Genomic DNA, 18,612 nt, shown 5'->3' on the forward strand with positions numbered 1-18,612 from the left:
GCTATAAATGGGGTCGGAGACGGATATCCTGGCACCTTGATCCCGAGGCTCCCCATGGCGCGACTCCCCCGACTCATCTTGGCCGGACAGGCCCACCACGTCATCCTGCGCGGCAACAACCGGCAGGCCATCTTTGTCGACGACGACGACCGGCGCCGGATGCTGCAGGTGCTGTTGGAAGTGTCGCGGCTCTATGGAGTCGCCCTTCACGCCTTTGTGCTGATGGACAACCACCTGCATATGCTGGTCACGCCGGGCGAGGCTGAGGCCCTGAGCCGCATGATGCAGGCCTTGGGGCGGCGGTATGTGAGCGCCTTCAATGCCCGACATCACCGCACCGGCACGCTGTGGGAAGGGCGGTTCAGGGCGGGATTGGTGGAAGGGGAGCGGCATGTGCTCGCTTGCCTGCGTTACATCGAACTCAATCCGGTTCGTGCCGGGCTGGTGGTGGACCCCGCCGATTGGCCATGGTCCAGCGCGGGGCATCACCTGGGGCGGGCGCGCCAATCGCTGATCACCGAGCACCCGCTGTATTGGGCACTCGGCAACACGCCCTTCGAACGAGAGCACGGCTATCGGGAGCTGATGCAGCAAGGGTTGACGTCCGCAGAGCATCAGCGGCTGACCGAAGCCGTGCTGCGCGGGCGCCCCGTGGTGTCTGAAGCGCTTCAGTCCTCTTTGCAGCAGGAGCATGCCCGCGTCGCTGTGGCGCGACCCCGGGGGCGGCCGCGCAAGGTGGCCGAGCCGGGGACCGATTGACTGTGGCCCCAATAAAAATAGAGTCAGTACGCTTAATTGAATTAATCTACTCTGACCCCAATTCATTTTGATTGCCGCTCATGTTGCGGTGCAGTACGCTTCGCGCCTATTGTGTTCCAGGAGGGCGCCATGAGCCACGCCGCGCAGATTCAGTCCGAGATCCAAGACCTTGCCCAGCACGGGCTCTACCGCCCGTCAAATGAGAAGGACGCCTGCGGCCTGGGTTTCGTGGCGCACATCAAGGGCCACAAGGCGCACAGCATCGTGCAGCAGGGCCTGAAGATTCTGGAGAACCTGGACCACCGGGGTGCCGTGGGGGCAGACGCCCTGATGGGCGACGGTGCCGGCATCCTGATCCAGATTCCCGACGAGTACTACCGCGAGGAGATGGCCAAGCAGGGAATTTCACTCCCGCCTCCTGGCGAGTACGGCGTGGGCATGATCTTCCTGCCCAAGGAGGCTGCTTCGCGTCTGGCTTGCGAACAGGAACTGGCTCGCGCCATCAAGGCCGAAGGCCAGGTGCTGCTGGGCTGGCGCGACGTGCCGGTGGATCGCGACATGCCGATGTCGCCCACGGTGCGTGAAAAGGAGCCGGTGATCCGCCAGATCTTCATCGGCCGCGGTCCGGACATCATCGTGCCCGACGCGCTGGAGCGGAAGCTCTACGTCATCCGCAAGACGGCCTCCAGCGCCATCCAAGCCCTGAAGCTCACGCACAGCCGCGAGTACTACGTGCCCAGCATGAGCTGCCGCACGGTCATCTACAAGGGCCTGTTGCTCGCCGATCAGGTGGGCAAGTACTACCTGGACTTGGCCGACGAGCGCGTCACCTCCGCCATCGCCCTGGTGCACCAGCGCTTCTCGACCAACACCTTCCCCGAGTGGCCGCTGGCCCACCCGTACCGCATGGTCTGCCACAACGGCGAGATCAACACGGTCAAGGGCAACTTCAACTGGATGCGCGCCCGCGAAGGCGTCATGAAGTCGCCGGTGCTGGGTGACGACCTGAAGAAGCTCTACCCGATCAGCTTCGAGCACCAGTCCGACACGGCCACCTTTGACAACGCCATCGAGCTGCTGACGATGGCTGGCTACCCGTTGGCCCACGCCGCGATGATGATGATCCCGGAAGCCTGGGAGCAGCATGAAGGCATGGACGAGCGCCGCCGCGCCTTCTACGAGTACCACGCCGCCATGATGGAGCCGTGGGACGGCCCAGCCGCCATGGCCTTCACCGACGGCCGCCAGGTCTGCGCCGCGCTGGACCGCAACGGCCTGCGCCCCTCGCGCTACTGCATCACCGACGACGACCTCGTCGTCATGGCGTCCGAGTCCGGCGTGCTGCCGATTCCCGAGAGCAAGATCGTCAAGAAGTGGCGCCTGCAGCCGGGCAAGATGTTCCTGATCGACCTGGAGCAGGGCCGCATCGTCGATGACGAAGAACTGAAGAACCAGTTCGCCAACGCGCGCCCCTACCGCCAGTGGATCGAGAACGTGCGCGTCAAGCTGGACGACATCGCCGTCCCCGACACCGCTCGCCCGTCGTTCGAGACCTCGCTGCTGGACCGCCAGCAGGCCTTCGGCACCACGCAGGAAGACATCAAGTTCCTGCTGGCGCCCATGGCCGCCAACGGCGAAGAAGGCATCGGCTCCATGGGCAACGACTCGCCCCTGGCCGTGCTCTCCAGCAAGAACAAGCCGCTCTACAACTACTTCAAGCAGCTGTTTGCCCAGGTCACGAACCCGCCGATCGACCCGATCCGCGAAAACATCGTGATGTCGCTGAACAGCTTCATCGGCCCGAAGCCCAACCTGCTGGACATCAACGCCATCAACCCGCCGATGCGGCTGGAGGTAAGCCAGCCCATCCTGGACTTCGACGACATGGCGCGCCTGCGCAGCATCGAAGGCCCGACGAACGGCAAGTTCAAGCCTTGCGAGCTCGACATCACCTACCCGCGCGAGTGGGGCCGGGAGGGTGTTGAGGCACAACTTGCCTCGCTGTGCGCATCGGCCGTGGACGCGATCAAGACCGGCCACAACATCCTGATCATTACGGACCGCCATCTGGGCGCTCAACGCATCGCCATCCCGGCGCTGCTGGCGCTCTCGGCTGTGCACCACCACCTGGTGCGGGAAGGCCTGCGCACCACGGCGGGCTTGGTCGTCGAGACCGGCACCGCGCGTGAGGTGCATCATTTCGCCGTGTTGGCCGGTTATGGCGCTGAAGCTGTTCACCCCTACCTCGCGCTGGAAACGCTGGAGGCCATGGGCGATGAGTTGCCGGCCAAGCTCACGCCCGAGCAAGCCCGCTACAACTACATCAAGGCGGTGGGCAAGGGCCTGTCCAAGATCATGTCCAAGATGGGCATCTCGACCTACATGTCCTACTGCGGCGCGCAGATCTTCGAGGCCATCGGCCTGAAGGCGGACTTCGTCGAGAAGTACTTCCGCGGCACGCCGACGCAGGTCGGCGGCATCGGCGTGTTCGAGGTGGCAGAAGAAGCCATCCGCATGCACGAGGCTGCGTTCGGGGACGACCCGCTGCTGGAGAGCATGCTGGACGCTGGTGGCGAGTACGCCTGGCGCACCCGCGGCGAAGAGCACATGTGGACGCCGGACGCCATCGCCAAGCTGCAACACAGCTCGCGCAGCGGCAAGTTCGAGACCTACAAGGAATACGCCCAGATCATCAACGACCAGAGCAAGCGCCACATGACGCTGCGCGGTCTGTTCGAGTTCAAGTTCGATCCGAGCAAGGCGATTCCGCTGGACGAAGTCGAGCCTGCTGCCGAGATCGTGAAGCGCTTCGCCACGGGCGCGATGTCGCTGGGGTCCATCTCCACCGAAGCGCACGCCACGCTGGCCGTGGCCATGAACCGCATCGGCGGCAAGAGCAACACGGGTGAGGGCGGCGAAGACCCGGCCCGCTACCGCAACGAGCTCAAGGGCATCAAGATCGTCGGCGGCAGCAAAGTGGGCGACGTGCTGGGCCACAAGATCATGGAGGCCGACTACGAGTTGCAAGACGGCGACTCCCTGCGCTCGAAGATCAAGCAGGTGGCGTCGGGCCGCTTTGGTGTCACCACCGAATACCTCGTCAGTGCCGACCAGATCCAGATCAAGATGGCCCAAGGCGCCAAGCCGGGTGAGGGCGGTCAGCTGCCGGGCGGCAAGGTGAGCGAGTACATCGGCTTCCTGCGCCACTCGGTGCCGGGCGTGGGCCTCATCAGCCCGCCGCCGCACCACGACATCTATTCCATCGAAGACCTGGCGCAGCTCATCCACGACCTGAAGAACGTCAACCCGAAGGCAGACGTTTCGGTCAAGTTGGTGTCTGAAGTGGGCGTGGGCACCATCGCTACCGGTGTGGCCAAGTGCAAGGCTGACCACATCGTCATCGCCGGCCACGACGGTGGCACCGGTGCCTCGCCGTGGAGCTCCATCAAGCACTGCGGCACGCCGTGGGAGCTGGGCCTGGCTGAAGCGCAGCAAACGCTGGTGCTGAACCGTCTGCGCGGCCGCGTCCGCGTGCAGGCCGACGGCCAGATGAAGACCGGCCGTGACGTCGTCATCGGCGCGCTGCTGGGCGCGGATGAATTCGGCTTCGCCACTGCGCCGTTGGTGGCCGAGGGCTGCATCATGATGCGCAAGTGCCACCTCAACACCTGCCCGGTGGGCGTGGCCACGCAGGACCCGGTGCTGCGCAAGAAGTTCACCGGCCGCCCCGAGCACGTCGTCAACTACTTCTTCTTCGTCGCTGAAGAGGCCCGCCAGATCATGGCCCAGCTCGGCGTGCGCAAGTTCGACGAACTGATCGGTCGCAGTGACTGGCTGGACACCAAGAAGGCCATTTCTCACTGGAAGGCCAAGGGCTTGGACTTCGCGCGCATCTTCCACCGCCCGGCGGTGGCTGCTGACGTCTCGCGCCTGCACAACGACGTGCAAGACCACGGCTTGGACCGTGCGTTGGATGTGAAGCTGATCGAGAAGTGCCTGCCCGCCTTTGAAAAGGGCGAGAAGGTGCAGTTCATGCAAGAGGTGACGAACGTGCGCCGCTCGGTCGGTGCGCGTCTGTCGGGTGAACTGATCCGCCGCAAGCCCGAAGGCCTGCCGGATCACACCGTGTTCATCCAGATGGAAGGCACGGGCGGTCAGAGCTTCGGCGCATTCCTGGCGCAGGGCATCAGCTTCTACCTGATTGGCGACGCCAACGACTACACCGGCAAGGGCCTGTCGGGCGGCCGCGTGGTGGTGCGCCCGAGCATCGACTTCCGCGGCGATGCCACGAAGAACATCATCGTCGGCAACACGGCGTTGTACGGCGCCACGCGTGGCGAAGCGTTCTTCCGCGGCGTGGCGGGTGAGCGCTTTGCGGTGCGCCTGTCCGGTGCCACCGCGGTGGTGGAAGGCACGGGTGACCACGGCTGCGAGTACATGACCGGCGGCACCGTGGCGGTGCTGGGCAAAACCGGCCGCAACTTCGCCGCCGGCATGAGCGGCGGCATTGCCTACGTGTTCGACGAGGACGGCCACTTCGCCAAGCGCTGCAACACCAGCATGGTGTCGCTCGAGAAGCTGCTGCCCGCCCACGAGCAAGAGGCCACGGTCGACAAGGCCATCTGGCACAAGACCAAGGCCGTGGATGGCGTGGACCGCGAGCCGCAGACCGACGAGGTCATCCTCAAGAAGCTGCTGGAAGACCACCACCGCTGGACGGGCAGCCAACGCGCCCGCGACATCCTGGACCACTGGGCCGAGTCGCGTGCCAAGTTCGTCAAGGTGTTCCCGAACGAGTACCGCCGCGCCCTGGGTGAGCTGAACGCCGCCAAGGAAGCTGCACAAACCATTGCCCAGGCGAAGTCGCCTGCGGCCGCCAAGGTCTAAGGAGTCGAGCCATGGGAAAGGTCACTGGCTTTCTGGAGTACGAGCGTCTGGAAGAGGGCTACGAGCCCGTCACCGCGCGCGTCAAGAACTACAAGGAATTCGTCATCGGCTTGAACGTCGAGCAGGCGAAGCAGCAGGGCGCCCGCTGCATGGACTGCGGCACGCCGTTCTGCAACAACGGCTGCCCGGTGAACAACGTGATCCCGGACTTCAACGACCTGGTCTACAAGGGCCGGCCGGAAGACTGGAAGCACGCGATCACTGTGCTGCACAGCACCAACAACTTCCCCGAGTTCACCGGCCGCATCTGCCCCGCACCCTGCGAGGCCGCCTGCACGCTGAACGTCAATGACGACGCCGTGGGCATCAAGTCCATCGAGCACGCCATCATCGACCGCGCCTGGGCCGAGGGCTGGGTGCAGCCGCAGCTGGCCAAGGTGAAGACCGGCAAGAAGGTCGCCATCGTGGGCGCGGGCCCGGCGGGCTTGGCTGCAGCGCAGCAATTGGCTCGTGCCGGCCACAGCGTGACGGTGTTCGAGAAGAACGACCGCGTCGGCGGCCTGCTGCGCTACGGCATCCCGGACTTCAAGATGGAGAAGTCCCACATCGACCGTCGCGTCGAGCAGATGAAGGCCGAGGGCGTGGAGTTCCGCACCGGCGTGATGGTCGCTGCGTTGCCCGAGGGGTCCAAGGTCACCAACTGGGCCAAGGAAACCGTGTCGGCCGACGACCTGAAAAGCCAGTTCGATGCCGTGCTGCTGACCGGCGGCGCCGAGCAGTCGCGCGACCTGCCCGTGCCGGGGCGCGACCTGGCTGGCGTGCACTTCGCGATGGAGTTCCTGCCGCAGCAGAACAAGGTCAACGCGGGCGACAAGCTCAAGGGCCAGATCCGTGCGGACGGCAAGCATGTTGTCGTCATCGGCGGCGGCGACACCGGCTCCGACTGCGTGGGCACCAGCAACCGCCACGGGGCCAAGAGCGTGACGCAGTTCGAACTGCTGCCCCAGCCCCCCGAAGTGGAAGACCGCCCGCTGACCTGGCCCTACTGGCCGATCAAGCTGCGCACCTCGTCCAGCCATGAAGAGGGCTGCGAGCGCGAGTTCGCCATCGCCACCAAGGAGTTCATCGGCGAGAAGGGCAAGCTCACCGGCGTCAAGACGGTTCGCCTGAAGTGGGAAGGCGGCAAGATGACCGAGGTCGAGGGCAGCGAGCAGGTCTTGAAGGCGGACCTGGCTTTCCTGGCCATGGGCTTCGTGTCGCCGGTGGCAACCGTCCTCGATGCCTTCGGTGTTGACAAGGACGCACGGGGCAATGGCAAGGCCAGCACGGAAGGTGCTGCCGCCTACAAGACCAACGTCGACAAGGTGTTCGCTGCTGGCGACATGCGCCGCGGCCAGAGCCTGGTGGTCTGGGCCATCCGCGAAGGCCGCCAGGCCGCTCGCGCAGTGGACGAGTTCTTGATGGGCTCGACGACGCTGCCGCGCTGAGCGCGGCGGTTCAAGGTGGCGCAGCGCGGCCCAGGTCGCGCACCACCGCGGCTGGGCCGGTCAGGCAGCGCGCTGCGCTGCTGGCTGCGCCCACCAGCCAACGCAGCTGCGGCGCGGGAGCGCCGGGCTCGAACTCCACCTGAAGGCAATAGGCGCCTGGGCCGGCGGTTTCTTTGCGGGCAAGACGGGCGTTGATCAACCCGTCTCTCGTGAGCGTGCTGAACGCACCGTGAAGATTGGCGGTGCCTGGCGCAGGCGTCAGGTGCACCTCGCTCGGTGTCCCGTCGTCTTCCACTTCGATGTAAGCCCGCAAAGCGCCGCCCTCTTCGGGCAGCGGCGCATCCGGTGCTGAAATTCTGGGTGTCTGTCCGCCTAGAAACTCCAGCGGTACTTGATCGGGCGCCGCCGCGCTGCTCGGCGGCACCGTCGGAGTGCCTGCGATAGCGGACGCTTCCGCAGTGGTGGTCGCCGGGGGCATCTCTGACATTGCGAGCGGCGGAGGGTTCGATACAGCCGTATCGAGCGCTGCAGCCTCCAACCGAATCGTCACTGACGTTTGTTGGGGATGTGTCAGCCGGTGTTGGGTGCCCGGGACGCGATGCCCAACCAACAGCATCGCATGCATGGCTGCTGCAACCAGCATGCATGCGACAGCGGGCCCGTGGGCACGTTTCACCTGCGGACCAGACTCACTGGGCGACCAGGTCGCGCCACGACAGCCGTCGGGTCGGCGAAGTCAGACTCGTTGTTGGCGTCGGTGAGGACACTGTCCGGTCATTGGACAGCCGCGTGATACTGATGACCTTGTTGTTTGGCAACTTGACCACCGAGGGGCGGGTCGCGACAGCGTCACCCAGCGAGACGCTCGTGACGTTCTGAGCTGTGCTGATGGGAGCGCCCGTGCGGTAGTCGAAGAAGTTCGCCCAGCTGCTGCCGCCGACCTTGCACAGGTTACCCGGATCAATCACGTTCGAATTGACCACCAACGTGCCCAGCGCCAATTGCGGATCTGTATTCACCCGTTCGCGGGTTTGAGGCAGGTCAACGAACCATCCACCGTCGGTCGCCAGATTGACCGTGTTTGACGTGCTCGTGCGCACGGTCTGGCCCGATGAACATGCGCTGGAATTGACTGGACACGTGCCGACGGTCAGCGTCTGCTGGACAAACGAGTTGGTGACCAGTCGCGGGTTGCCGATATCGATCGTGTTCAGACGGTCCTTGATGCCGTAGATGCTCTGTTGGCTGGTGTCGGTCAGGTCCGTGGTTCCGAGGTAGCGCCCAGTACCCACGTACACCATTGCGATCCCATTGACGTCGCCCAACTCAGGGCGAGAAGTGATGGGTTGCGAGTTGCCCGCGCCGTCCTTCAGCGTGGCAATGCGCTGCGCTTCGTAGCCGGGAGCGCCGACGTTGTCATTGACGTCGAAGCGCCAAAGGTTGCCCAGGTTATCGCCTCCGTACACCCGCTGAATCGTGTTGTCGCTGTCGTTGTTGTCCACCCACGCCCGAATATGAGCCAGACCGGACGGTGTGCTGGAGTTGCCAACCGGCAGCCCCAGGGCTTTGGTTTCCAGCGTCCGGATGATGCTGCCCGTGCCAGCGTTCAACACGAACAGTCGACCATTCCCATCGCCGAGGGCACCGTTGTTGTAGCCGGACCCGAAGATCACCGCCCAGGTGCCATTGGCAAGTTTGCCGATCTCAGGCTTGCCGATGGTCAGGCCGAGGTTGTTGTTGGTGAACTCCCACATCGGCTTCGGATCCAATGGGTCGGTTACATCGATGGCCACATAGCTGCGGCCGCCTGCACCCAGGCCCGTCACCAGCATCGTGATCCATTGGCTATTGACGTAAACGTCTTGAACGACCGGCGTGCCGTCAACAAAGTACTGGTGCTGAGTGCTGTACTGCTTGTCAGCCAACTTGAACAGGTTGGGCAGGACGGCCGTCGGTACGAACGCCCAAAGCTCATCGCCGGTTGCCGCGCTGAACGCGTGCAACATGCCATCGTTCGAGCCCACGTACACCACGCCTTGGCGGTTGGCTACTGCGGGCAGGTTCTTGAACGCGTCGTAGCCGGTGTCCCCGTAGTTCACGAGCGATTGCTTAACGTAGACCGCTTCCGAGTTGACGATGTCGCCCAACACGTGCGCACGCTTGCGGAAGTACTTGGTGGCGGTGGCCAGGTCGCCCTCGTTGGTCCGGTCGCCCGCAATGAACTTCACCAGTGGTTCGCCGGCTGCGGCAGTTTGATCGCTCGACGAAAGGCAGTAGGCACCGTAAGCGCAAAACTGCGAAAGAGAGGCAATGGCAGAGCCGGTGAAGTACGCCTTCTCGGAACTCGTCAGTTGGCTCCATTCGAACGGCTTGCGGTTGTTGGTGCTGGCCGACGAGAACATATAAACAGTTCGCGAAGCGTTCGCATTGAGCTTGTCCCGTGCAGACCAGTCAACATTGTTGGTATCAACGATGCCGGTGGTGACGTCCAATCGCTGGCTTTGCAGCTCCCCTGACCATTCCGAAGATTTGAAGTTGGAGACGAACACTTGGTTGTCTCCCGCGGACACGTTTGGATTGCTGGTGGTTGCCGCTGCTGCAGCACCCACTTGGGCATCGATGGACTGAAGCGCGCTCGTCAGGCCGGTGTACAGGGTCGTGGGATTGGAGGCGCTGAAATAGGTGCCCCCCCCGTTTATAGCGGCGTGCCAGAGGTCGTCAATGGTCGTGAGGGTGTTGCTGGCCGGAATGGGCCAAGTGCAAACGCCGCTTGATTGCCAACTGCAGACCCCGGCGCTTGCGTTGGGCGTACGCCCTTGGCTGACGTCGTAGAAGTCGCCGCGCGTATCGGTCAGGTAAGTCGGCGAGAACTGCATGTAGCCTGATGCACCCAGGCCCAGCGTGAAGGTCTTCATGACCTGCTTCTCGTCCGGCGTCACCGCGAGGTTGGTGCTGTTGCCACAGACGTCCGCACCCGTGCCGCTGCCGCTGGTGCATGCGGCCGAGCCGGTCGTCCCTGTCCGGAGGTCGGCAGACGCGTAGTACATCGCCACGTCCGCCAGGGTGTCGGACGTGGCATTCCCGTCCTGAATCGGCGGCCTGAAACTGCTGCCGCTGTCTTGGTCCCCGATGGCCGTGCTGCCATCCTTCTGCGTCGGCGTGGCGTTCTCGTTCCAGAAGCCATCCGTAGACAGGATGGTGAAGTTCTTCTGGCAAGAGTACTCAACAGGGTCTGTGACCGTCACGCTGTTCAGCGTCGTTCCGTTGAATCGTCCAGCGTAGAGTTGGCCGGCCGTTGAGAGGGCGGTGCGAAGGGGGGTGGAGTTGCTCGGAATCGCTGCAGTCAGTTTGGAGAACCAATTGGTCTTTTGCGTTCCAGAGAAGATGCCCAAATTCAAAAAGTCGGCCGACGTATTGTTGTTGATACTCATGTAACCCACGCGCCGGTTACTGCCGATGGCGCCGAACGCCAAGCTGGCGGACGACTTCATTGACTGCATGCGGCTGTGGTAGTACGTCCACCAGTTGGCGAAGTTGGTCATCTCTTCGTCATAGGTGCAGGTGCCTGCCGCCTTGCGGGTGGCGATGTCGACGCAATCCTTGCGAGTGGAGGCTCGGCTGAACGTGGCACCCGGCAGGATGTCGATACGCTGGAAGCTACCGGCAAACGTGCCGTTTTGCGTCGGTGGTGTGCCTGCAGAGTAGCCACTGAACCTGGGCGTGGCGTTGTCGAAATTGGGCGTGCAAGGGGTGGTCGTGAACGTAACTTGGTAGTTGATGTTCACGCCCCAGGGCGCATAAATCGTGACTGTCCGCCCGCTGTTCGAGGTGACCGCCGAGTACGCCGTGGCGGCGCCTGGGGTCAGGCCGTTGCTACGCGCCATGATCTGGGCTGCGATTTGCTGTCCGATTCCGTTGCGCGTGTAGTCGGGCGTTGTGGGGGCGGCCAAGATGTTGACGTTGTTCACGTTGACCGCAGTCACCGAGACGTAGCACGACGCGTTCGAAGAAATCGTGAACTGAACGCTGGCTCGGCTCGGTGCTGTCCCGCCGGAACCCGATGTGAAGAACTTCGTTGGGAAACGCGCGTACGAAAACGTGCCGTTGCGCGTGGCCTGGCAGGACGCATCCGGTGGACTGGCAGCCCGTGCATTCGCATCCGAATTGCACCAGCGTACGGGCGCCGGGTACGTGTACCCACTGCCGGCTGTTGATCGGCAACGCCGCAGATCGACGTCGTCACAGTACTCGGCGGCGTTGATGACGTAGTAGTGAGGGCCGAAGTTGCGGTTCGCGGTGCCGGGGTTGTCCGGCGCTCCGGTAGCCACTTGGCCGCTGCCAGAGGCTGTCGTGGCTCGGAAGAAGGCGTAGTTCTTGCCGTTCACGTACCCCGGCAGCACGTAGTTGTCGTTCCGCAGGCAGTCCGTATACAGGTTGTCAGTGCACCACTCCGTATCCGGGTATTGCGATGTGAGGTCGATGCTGTTTGTGTTCTGGACGTTGTACGCGTCGTTCTTGACGGCAGTCCAACCTGCCGTGTTGGCCGACGTCTGACTTGGCCAAGAGCTGCCGCTGGCGGTGACTGGGGGCACATAAGAAACGTCCGGGTCGTAGGCGAGGCCGTTGAAGTCCGCAGCCAAGTAAGGGGGCTGGCCACGCCGGGTACCAAACGGCGCAGCGCCCAGCCAGCAGGCGCTGCTGGAATTTCCGTTGATGCAGCACGTGTTGTTGAACGAGCCGCTGTTGGACGCAGTCGCCGAGCTGCTTCGGCAAAGCGCCGGATCCGGCGACCCGTCGCCATTGATGTGGTCCGGCAGGAAGTCGAAATTCATCGAGCCGGAGTCGTCGAGGATGAACAACAAATTGGGCTTCACCGCGCTCGGCGTTGCCACAATCAACGGGGCCTGCGAGACGTCTGTTGCAGCTGCCATGGCTTGCTGCAGCATCACGGCACCCAGCATGGCTGAGACAAAACGTGGCAGGAATCGGGTCATGTGTTGGAACATGGGAACCTCGTCGGAGTGCGTTGATGCGCCGTTCAAATGGCGACGATGGCTTGGATGAAGCTGGCCGCATTACGTGCGCCTTGCACGCGAACCGTGATGCGGTAGTACACCTGGCTGGCTTGGCGCAACTTGATCGAGCTGGACTTGCTGCTGTTTTGGACCGAAAGCGGCACCGCTGGCGAGGCTTCGCACCGCGCCACTGTCGGATCGCCAGTGGCGGCGCAAAGGCGGTGGACCACAAACGAAACACGGTTGCCGGCTGCGTCGGTGGCCAGCGTGTTCACCAAGTTGTTGGTCACAAGCGTTTGCCAAAACGCTTCCCAGCTTTGACCAGCGACGGGGTCTTGACGAGTCGCTGTGTACGCGTAAGGTTGCCCTGCACCGACGGCAATGTTGTTGTACAGGCGATTGGCTGGTGTCGGCGGGGCGTTGCTGGCCAGTTCCTGGGTGCGTTGCTCGAGCCAAGCGATCGCAGTTTCGACGCCGACGTCGGCAGCCTGCCCTGCGGCCTGTTGATTGGCCAGGTTGCCCGCGACGCGATTGCTGCCCAAGACGCCGCGCATTAGCCCGACAGCCGCCAACGACATCGCGGCCAGCACGATGAGCGCCAAGACCAGCACCAAGCCTTGCTGGCGGGAATAGAGGTGAGATTGCGCGTTCATGGGCATGCGGCGAAGTTCGGATCTGTTGCGCCAGGCAGATTGCGCAAAGGCATCGTCGTTTCGAACGTCTTGTAGCGGTAACGCTGCCAATCTGCGTTCACATTGCTCAACGTGAGTGGCGCGGAACCCGACCAACTCGGAGCACTTGCTGCGACATTTGCCTTTTCGGCTTGTCGGCTGCGGGCAACGATAGCCAGCCGCACCCCCACGACCCGGGACCAAGCACAAACTGTCGCTGGCGCAGTGCGGTCATACACGTCAGCGATCGTGTCACGGGGCACAGACGTATCCCGTGCATATTCAGCACGCAACCCGACGATTCCATCTGCAACCTCCGTCCAGTTGGTCAAGCTGCTGTTGGTGCAGTCCTGGGTCGCGAAGTCGCAGACGGTCAACTGACTTCCACGAACGGAATACGCCACGAAACGCGGCGCGTTGCCGAGGTTGTACAAAACGCCATTCGAAGCGTTGGCCATTCCGAAGGCCACCTGAACGCTTGTTGCAGTCGGGTTTGCCGAGACGGTGGTGAGGTTCAGCGCGCAGGAGGCTGCCCGCGTGGCTGGAGCGGCGACTACGCGATCGCCAAGCCGAAAAGCTTGAGGGGCAGCCACGGCATACGTCGCGGCGCCGGGTTGAGTGTTGATCAGCGTGCCCTCGGGCAGCCCCGAGCCCGACCCATAGGCAACAACCAGCACGTCGGTGTCCGCATCCCCTGCTGCAATGCCTGGCGGGTTGATCGACACAGGCGCGAGTTCCGGGAAGGTGCGGCTGTTTCCTAAGTCCAGTTGGCAGTCCAGCAGGTTCGCGGTGCTGAAACCCTGACCCGCTTGTCGCAAGTCGCGCTGCATGAGACTTATGGCGATGGCGCCTGTGGTTTGCGCGTCATCACCGCCTGAGGTGGCTCGGCGTTGACCCTCGGAAACTTTGAATATTTCCGTGACGACCAGGGCCGCGGCCAGCGCAACCACGATGCCGACCATCAATTCAACCAGTGTGAAGCCGCGATTCGGGCGCAAAGTTGTAGCGCGTGACATCACTTGATCTCGTTGATCAGTACGAAACTGTGAGCCGGGTCCGCCGCGGGTTCCCCGGGAGCCTTCCAGCGCACAGTGATGGTGACTCGGCTGCTCGGGGTAAGGCCGACGGGCACAGCGCTCGCAGCACCGATGATGGCGTCAAGCGGCTGAATCTGCGTGACGACCACGGTGGGGGGGTATGTCGTTGCCCCTGGAAGATTGGTTTGGACCTTGGCTCGCCAGTTCGTGAAGGGCGCGCCGTTGTTGGCGCTCGCGAAATTGGCACTGAGCGTTGCAAATGTGCGGTTGGACATCCACATCTGTCCGATCAACTCATTGGCTAGCATGGTTGCGTCGGTCCTGTACTTGGACTGGCCGGATTGCTTCACTGCATTGGCCTGCAGTCCCACGAGGCCGAGCACACCGAGGGCGAAGATAAGCAGCGAGATCAGCACCTCCAGCAGCATGACGCCGGATTGCTTGCGTTGCAGGTTCAGCATGATTGAGGGTCGGCGGCTTGGGCGGCGGGATTGCACATGCGCACCAACCCTGCAGTGGAAACTTCGATGCGTAGGCAAGTGACTCGCCCACCGGTGGCTGCGCATTGGCCGCCGTTTGCCCCGGGCGTCAGGTCAATTGCCACGGCTGATGCTGCGGCAGGCGGAATCGGCACTTGCCGCCCCAAGCCGTCGAAAATGATCTGCGATGCCGTGGACGTCACGGTGACATTGCCGGTTTCGGCAGCCGACCGAACTTGGAGAATGCTCGGCGCTACGGTGTCGCTTGGAACTGCATTGCACTGGTTCTCAACCGAGTCGGCAGCGCCGCCAACCGCGTCCACCATGTCGACAACCCAGTTGGCGGCAGTGGTGCTGCGCGTACACGTGTTGGTCAGTGAGGTTGTGAGCTGGAATCGCACCTGTGCATTGCGCGAGGTTGCTTCGCTGCGGGCGTATTGCAAGCCTGCCAAGATCCCCTCAGCGGTCGCGCGGATGCGCGACCCGGCGATCCAACTGGCGAAATTGGGTGCAGCCGCAGCTAGCAGCAAGCCCATGATGATCACCACCACCATGGTTTCGATGAGGCTGAAGCCCCGTTGTGCTGAGCGGATCAGCATGTCCCGTCCTTGCGTGCCACCCAGCAAGTTGCATTGGTGGCCCAACCCGTTGGAGCTGACGTTGTGACCTTTGCACCCGCTTGATTCACCGTGTAAGTGAAATTGGCCATCGCACCGGTGCCTGTTGCCGTGAGAGTGAATGCCGTGGCCGAACTTGCGGTGCAAATGAACGAAAAGTAGCGGCTGGTCGTGGTGTCATTCGCGCAAGCGGGCGCGTTCACGTACGTGCGGTTGTCTTGGTAGTACTGTTCCAGCAGCACCGCCTTGGAGGCCAACCCGGACGTCGCGTCAGGAATACGGCCTCGCGTGACGTAATCGCGGTACTGAGGAATCGCCACCGCAGCCAGGATGCTGATGATGGCCACAGCGATCATCAGTTCGATCAGCGTGAACCCACTGACGGTGCGGGAAGGGGACTGACGGAGGTTGCGGAGCATGGCGGCACGGAGGACAGAATGGGATGAATCATTTTGGAATCCGGCGTGCTGCGCGAGGTGCCGCTCGTCGGCGTCAACGGCACGCTGGTCGGTGGCGTTAGCTCAAACGTGAACTGCCGCACGAATTGAGGCGATGCTGCGAACCCCGAGGTGCTGCTGTCGGGTTTTGTCAGCAGCCTGACGGTCAATGTCCGGCGGCCGGCGATGCCCTCGGTGTTTCCCCTATCATCGCCACCTCCTTTCGTCTGGCCCCGGCCTGTCCGTGTGAATTCCTCCGCACCTGAACCTCTGCTCGAACTGCGCAATGTCAGCGTCGGCTACGGCGACCGCGTGATCCTGGACGGCGTGAACCTGCGGCTTCCCCGCGGCAAGGTGCTGGCCCTGATTGGCACGTCCGGTGGGGGCAAGACGACCATCCTGCGTCTGCTTGGGCGGCAGATTCGCCCCATGCACGGGCAGGTGCTGTTCGACGGGCAGGACCTTGCCCCCCTGGGCTTGTCGGAGCTGTACGCCGTGCGGCGTCGCATGGGCATGCTGTTTCAATTTGGCGCCCTGTTCACCGACCTGAGCGTGTTCGACAACGTGGCGTTTCCGCTGCGCGAGCACACCGAATTGCCTGAAGTCATGATCCGCGACCTGGTGCTGATGAAGCTCAACGCCGTGGGCTTGCGGGGCGCGCGAGACCTGATGCCGAGTGAAATCTCCGGCGGCATGGCCCGGCGGGTGGCTTTGGCGCGCGCCATCGCCCTGGACCCGGACCTCGTGCTGTACGACGAGCCGTTCGCCGGCCTGGACCCGATTTCACTGGGCGTGGCCGCGCGCTTGATTCGGGACCTGAACGACGCGCTGGGCCTGACCAGCGTCATCGTGTCGCACGATTTGCACGAGACCTTCGAGATCGCCGACGAGGTGGCCATGGTGGCGAACGGCCGTGTTGTGGCGCAAGGCACGCCGGACGAACTTCGCCACAGCGATGACCCGTTGGTGCGTCAATTCGTGGGCGCACAAGCGGACGGGCCGGTGCGGTTCCATCAGCCGGCCCAGCCCGTGGCGGCCGACTTTGGGGTGAGGGCATGAAGGCGCTCGCCAATCGCTTGGGCGCCGGCGTGCGCCACACCCTGGCCGACGTGGGGGCCGGCGCGCGCTTGTTCGGCAACCTGCTGGCCCGGTCGCCGAAGGCCCTGAGCCGCTTTTCGCTGGTTCGCGAGCAGGTGTACTACCTGGGCAATCGATCCCTGTCGATCATCGGCGTGTCGGGCCTGTTCGTGGGCTTTGTGCTGGCGCTGCAGGGCTACTACACCTTGCAGCGCTACGGCTCTGCCGAGGCCGTGGGCTTGCTGGTGGCGTTGAGCTTGGTGCGTGAGTTGGGGCCGGTGGTGGCCGCGCTGCTGTTTGCAGGGCGCGCAGGCACCTCGCTGACGGCCGAAATCGGATTGATGAAGGCCGGCGAGCAATTGACGGCCATGGAAATGATGGCCGTGGATCCCGTGCAGCGGGTGCTGGCGCCGCGCTTTTGGGGCGGTTTTATCGCCATGCCCTTGTTGGCCGCGGTTTTCTCCGCCATCGGCATCCTCGGGGGCTGGTTGGTGGCCGTGCCGCTGATTGGGATCGATGCGGGCGCCTTCTGGTCGCAGATGCAGGGCGGGGTCGATGTCTTTGCAGACGTCGGCAACGGCGTCATCAAGAGCGTGGTGTTCGGGGTGACGGTCACGTTCGTGGCGCTGCTCCAAGGTTTCGCCTGCAGCCCCACGCCGGAAGGCGTCTCGGCTGCGACGACGCGCACGGTGGTACTGGCCTCTTTGGCCGTGCTGGCGCTGGATTTCATGCTGACGGCGCTGATGTTTTCGATTTAGGGAGTGAGAAGGATGCAATCTTCTCGGTATGACGCTTGGGTGGGTTTCTTCGTGCTGCTTGGCGGCGCGGCCCTGCTGTTTCTGGCACTGAAGGCTGGCAACTTGCTGAGCCTGAACTTTGACGACACCTATCAGGTCTCGGCGCGCTTCGACAACATCGGCGGCCTCAAGGCGCGCGCGGCGGTGAAGAGCGCCGGCGTGGTGGTTGGGCGGGTCGAGTCGATCAGCTTTGACGACAAGACCTTCCAGGCCAAGGTGGTGATCAACCTGCAAAAGGGCACGTTGTTCCCGAAGGACAGCTCGGCCAAGATCTTGACCGCCGGCTTGCTCGGCGAGCAGTACATCGGCCTGGAGCCGGGGGCTGACGAAAAGAACCTCGCGGCGGGCGATCTGATCCGTCAGACGCAAAGCGCCGTGGTGCTGGAAAACCTCATCGGTCAGTTCATCAACAGCAAGGCGTCGGACATGGGCAGTGCCCAACCCGCCGCAGGAGCCAAGCCGTGAGTCGCTTGTGGCGCGCATTGGCGCTGATGGCTCTGGTGCTCGGCCTTGCGGGTTGCCAGACCGTCAAGGGCGTGGGCACCCGTTTGGAGCGTGCGGTGGACAAGGTGATGGGCTCCAAAGGCCAGAAGCTGGACCCCTGGGAGTCGTGGAACCGCAAGGTCTTTGCGTTCAACGAAAAGCTCGACGAAACCGTGCTCAAGCCCGTGGCGACGGCGTATTCCGAGCTGGTGCCGGCGCCCATCCGCACCGGCATCGACAACTTCTTCGGCAACATCGGCGACGCATGGTCGGCCGTGAACCTGTTCCTGCAGGGGCGGTTCAAGGCGGGTGTGGAGCAGGGCATGCGGTTTGCGGTGAACTCGACACTCGGCCTTGCTGGCGTGTTGGACGTGGCTACGGAAGCCGGGTTGGAGAAAAACAGCCAGGACTTCGGCAAGACCCTGGGCAAGTGGGGCATGGGCACCGGGGCCTACATCGTCTGGCCGCTGTTCGGCCCGTCGTCGGTGCGCGACTCTCTGGCGCTGCCGCTGGACTGGCAAGCCTCGCCCGCGGTGGTGTACGACGACGGTCGCAAGAAGGTGCTGATCAGCAGCTTGAACATCACCAACACGCGGGCCAATTTCCTGCGCGCGGGGCAGATGCTGGAAGGCATTGCGCTGGACAAATACACCTTCTACCGGGACGCCTACCTGCAGCGCCGCGGCAGCTTCGATGACGATGACGAGGTGGAGGTGTTGGTGCCCGGGAGCCCCGCGTCGGCGCCCGAGCCAGCGGCTTCGGAACCTGCTCCCTCAGTCAAGAAGCCTGCGGAGCCCGCTTCGGACGCGACGCGGTGAACCAAAACCGGGTCAGGCGCGTTGAGTGCCTGCCTCTGACACACGAAA

At 63.5% G+C, this 18,612-nt stretch carries 14 protein-coding genes; 7 read left to right on the forward strand and 7 right to left on the reverse strand.

Annotated elements, in window-relative coordinates:
- Window positions 1–54: 54 nt before the first annotated feature.
- The 3 genes from ACG01O_RS02110 (at window position 55) to ACG01O_RS02120 (ending at window position 7,133) form a co-directional block, all read left to right on the forward strand.
- Complete coding sequence (locus tag ACG01O_RS02110) at window positions 55–759, forward strand: REP-associated tyrosine transposase (protein WP_394380826.1); 705 nt, start codon at window positions 55–57, stop codon at window positions 757–759.
- 129 nt (window positions 760–888) lie between these two features.
- The gene (locus tag ACG01O_RS02115) at window positions 889–5,646 is read left to right on the forward strand and encodes a glutamate synthase-related protein (protein WP_394380829.1); all 4,758 of its coding nucleotides are present in this window, start codon (window positions 889–891) and stop codon (window positions 5,644–5,646) included.
- Between the two features lie 11 nt (window positions 5,647–5,657).
- On the forward strand, window positions 5,658–7,133 hold the full coding sequence (locus tag ACG01O_RS02120; RefSeq protein WP_394380831.1) for a glutamate synthase subunit beta: 1,476 nt from the start codon (window positions 5,658–5,660) through the stop codon (window positions 7,131–7,133).
- 10 nt (window positions 7,134–7,143) lie between these two features.
- On the opposite strand, the gene ACG01O_RS02125 is transcribed toward ACG01O_RS02120, so the two are convergent.
- The 7 genes from ACG01O_RS02125 to ACG01O_RS02155 form a co-directional block, all read right to left on the reverse strand.
- Window positions 7,144–7,758 (reverse strand): hypothetical protein, encoded by a 615-nt coding sequence (locus tag ACG01O_RS02125; protein WP_394380834.1) that lies wholly within the window; start codon window positions 7,756–7,758, stop codon window positions 7,144–7,146.
- Window positions 7,759–7,822: 64 nt separating this feature from the next.
- Entirely contained in the window at window positions 7,823–12,139 is a 4,317-nt protein-coding gene (locus tag ACG01O_RS02130) for a pilus assembly protein (RefSeq protein WP_394380837.1), read from the reverse strand.
- A 32-nt stretch (window positions 12,140–12,171) separates the two neighbouring features.
- Complete coding sequence (locus tag ACG01O_RS02135; protein ID WP_394380840.1) at window positions 12,172–12,801, reverse strand: PilX N-terminal domain-containing pilus assembly protein; 630 nt, start codon at window positions 12,799–12,801, stop codon at window positions 12,172–12,174.
- Complete coding sequence (locus ACG01O_RS02140; RefSeq protein WP_394380843.1) at window positions 12,798–13,835, reverse strand: PilW family protein; 1,038 nt, start codon at window positions 13,833–13,835, stop codon at window positions 12,798–12,800. The genes ACG01O_RS02135 and ACG01O_RS02140 overlap by 4 nt, the downstream gene beginning before the upstream one ends.
- Window positions 13,835–14,317: a type IV pilus modification protein PilV gene (pilV, locus tag ACG01O_RS02145; protein ID WP_394380845.1), complete on the reverse strand. Its 483-nt coding sequence runs from the start codon at window positions 14,315–14,317 to the stop codon at window positions 13,835–13,837. The genes ACG01O_RS02140 and pilV overlap by 1 nt, the downstream gene beginning before the upstream one ends.
- Window positions 14,311–14,934, reverse strand: a complete 624-nt coding sequence (locus tag ACG01O_RS02150) for a GspH/FimT family pseudopilin (RefSeq protein WP_394380848.1) — start codon at window positions 14,932–14,934, stop codon at window positions 14,311–14,313. Before ACG01O_RS02150 ends, pilV begins: the two co-directional genes overlap by 7 nt.
- Window positions 14,928–15,371, reverse strand: a complete 444-nt coding sequence (locus ACG01O_RS02155; RefSeq protein ID WP_394380851.1) for a type IV pilin protein — start codon at window positions 15,369–15,371, stop codon at window positions 14,928–14,930. The genes ACG01O_RS02150 and ACG01O_RS02155 overlap by 7 nt, the downstream gene beginning before the upstream one ends.
- Window positions 15,372–15,635: 264 nt before the next feature.
- On the opposite strand from ACG01O_RS02155, the gene ACG01O_RS02160 reads away from it, so the two are divergent.
- Genes ACG01O_RS02160 through ACG01O_RS02175 form a run of 4 tightly spaced genes read left to right on the forward strand, consistent with a single transcriptional unit; the run spans window position 15,636 to window position 18,564 of the window.
- Window positions 15,636–16,448, forward strand: a complete 813-nt coding sequence (locus ACG01O_RS02160; protein WP_394380854.1) for an ABC transporter ATP-binding protein — start codon at window positions 15,636–15,638, stop codon at window positions 16,446–16,448.
- On the forward strand, window positions 16,445–17,224 hold the full coding sequence (mlaE, locus tag ACG01O_RS02165; RefSeq protein ID WP_394380857.1) for a lipid asymmetry maintenance ABC transporter permease subunit MlaE: 780 nt from the start codon (window positions 16,445–16,447) through the stop codon (window positions 17,222–17,224). Before ACG01O_RS02160 ends, mlaE begins: the two co-directional genes overlap by 4 nt.
- Window positions 17,225–17,236: 12 nt before the next feature.
- Window positions 17,237–17,728, forward strand: a complete 492-nt coding sequence (gene mlaD / locus ACG01O_RS02170) for an outer membrane lipid asymmetry maintenance protein MlaD (RefSeq protein WP_394380860.1) — start codon at window positions 17,237–17,239, stop codon at window positions 17,726–17,728.
- Window positions 17,725–18,564, forward strand: a complete 840-nt coding sequence (locus tag ACG01O_RS02175) for an MlaA family lipoprotein (RefSeq protein ID WP_394380862.1) — start codon at window positions 17,725–17,727, stop codon at window positions 18,562–18,564. The genes mlaD and ACG01O_RS02175 overlap by 4 nt, the downstream gene beginning before the upstream one ends.
- The last annotated feature ends 48 nt before the right edge of the window (window positions 18,565–18,612 follow it).

The organism is Pelomonas baiyunensis, assembly GCF_043555935.1.
GTDB classification, from domain to species: Bacteria; Pseudomonadota; Gammaproteobacteria; order Burkholderiales; family Burkholderiaceae_C; genus Pelomonas; species Pelomonas baiyunensis.

Coding starts and splice junctions, on each gene's coding strand:
- ACG01O_RS02130 (WP_394380837.1), bottom strand. CDS start 12,139: ATGTTCCAACACATGACCCGATTCCTGCCACGTTTTGTCTCAGCCATG.
- ACG01O_RS02110 (WP_394380826.1), top strand. CDS start 55: ATGGCGCGACTCCCCCGACTCATCTTGGCCGGACAGGCCCACCACGTC.
- mlaD (WP_394380860.1), top strand. CDS start 17,237: ATGCAATCTTCTCGGTATGACGCTTGGGTGGGTTTCTTCGTGCTGCTT.
- pilV (WP_394380845.1), bottom strand. CDS start 14,317: ATGCTGAACCTGCAACGCAAGCAATCCGGCGTCATGCTGCTGGAGGTG.
- mlaE (WP_394380857.1), top strand. CDS start 16,445: ATGAAGGCGCTCGCCAATCGCTTGGGCGCCGGCGTGCGCCACACCCTG.
- ACG01O_RS02140 (WP_394380843.1), bottom strand. CDS start 13,835: ATGTCACGCGCTACAACTTTGCGCCCGAATCGCGGCTTCACACTGGTT.
- ACG01O_RS02125 (WP_394380834.1), bottom strand. CDS start 7,758: ATGCATGCGATGCTGTTGGTTGGGCATCGCGTCCCGGGCACCCAACAC.
- ACG01O_RS02120 (WP_394380831.1), top strand. CDS start 5,658: ATGGGAAAGGTCACTGGCTTTCTGGAGTACGAGCGTCTGGAAGAGGGC.
- ACG01O_RS02150 (WP_394380848.1), bottom strand. CDS start 14,934: ATGCTGATCCGCTCAGCACAACGGGGCTTCAGCCTCATCGAAACCATG.
- ACG01O_RS02155 (WP_394380851.1), bottom strand. CDS start 15,371: ATGCTCCGCAACCTCCGTCAGTCCCCTTCCCGCACCGTCAGTGGGTTC.
- ACG01O_RS02135 (WP_394380840.1), bottom strand. CDS start 12,801: ATGAACGCGCAATCTCACCTCTATTCCCGCCAGCAAGGCTTGGTGCTG.
- ACG01O_RS02115 (WP_394380829.1), top strand. CDS start 889: ATGAGCCACGCCGCGCAGATTCAGTCCGAGATCCAAGACCTTGCCCAG.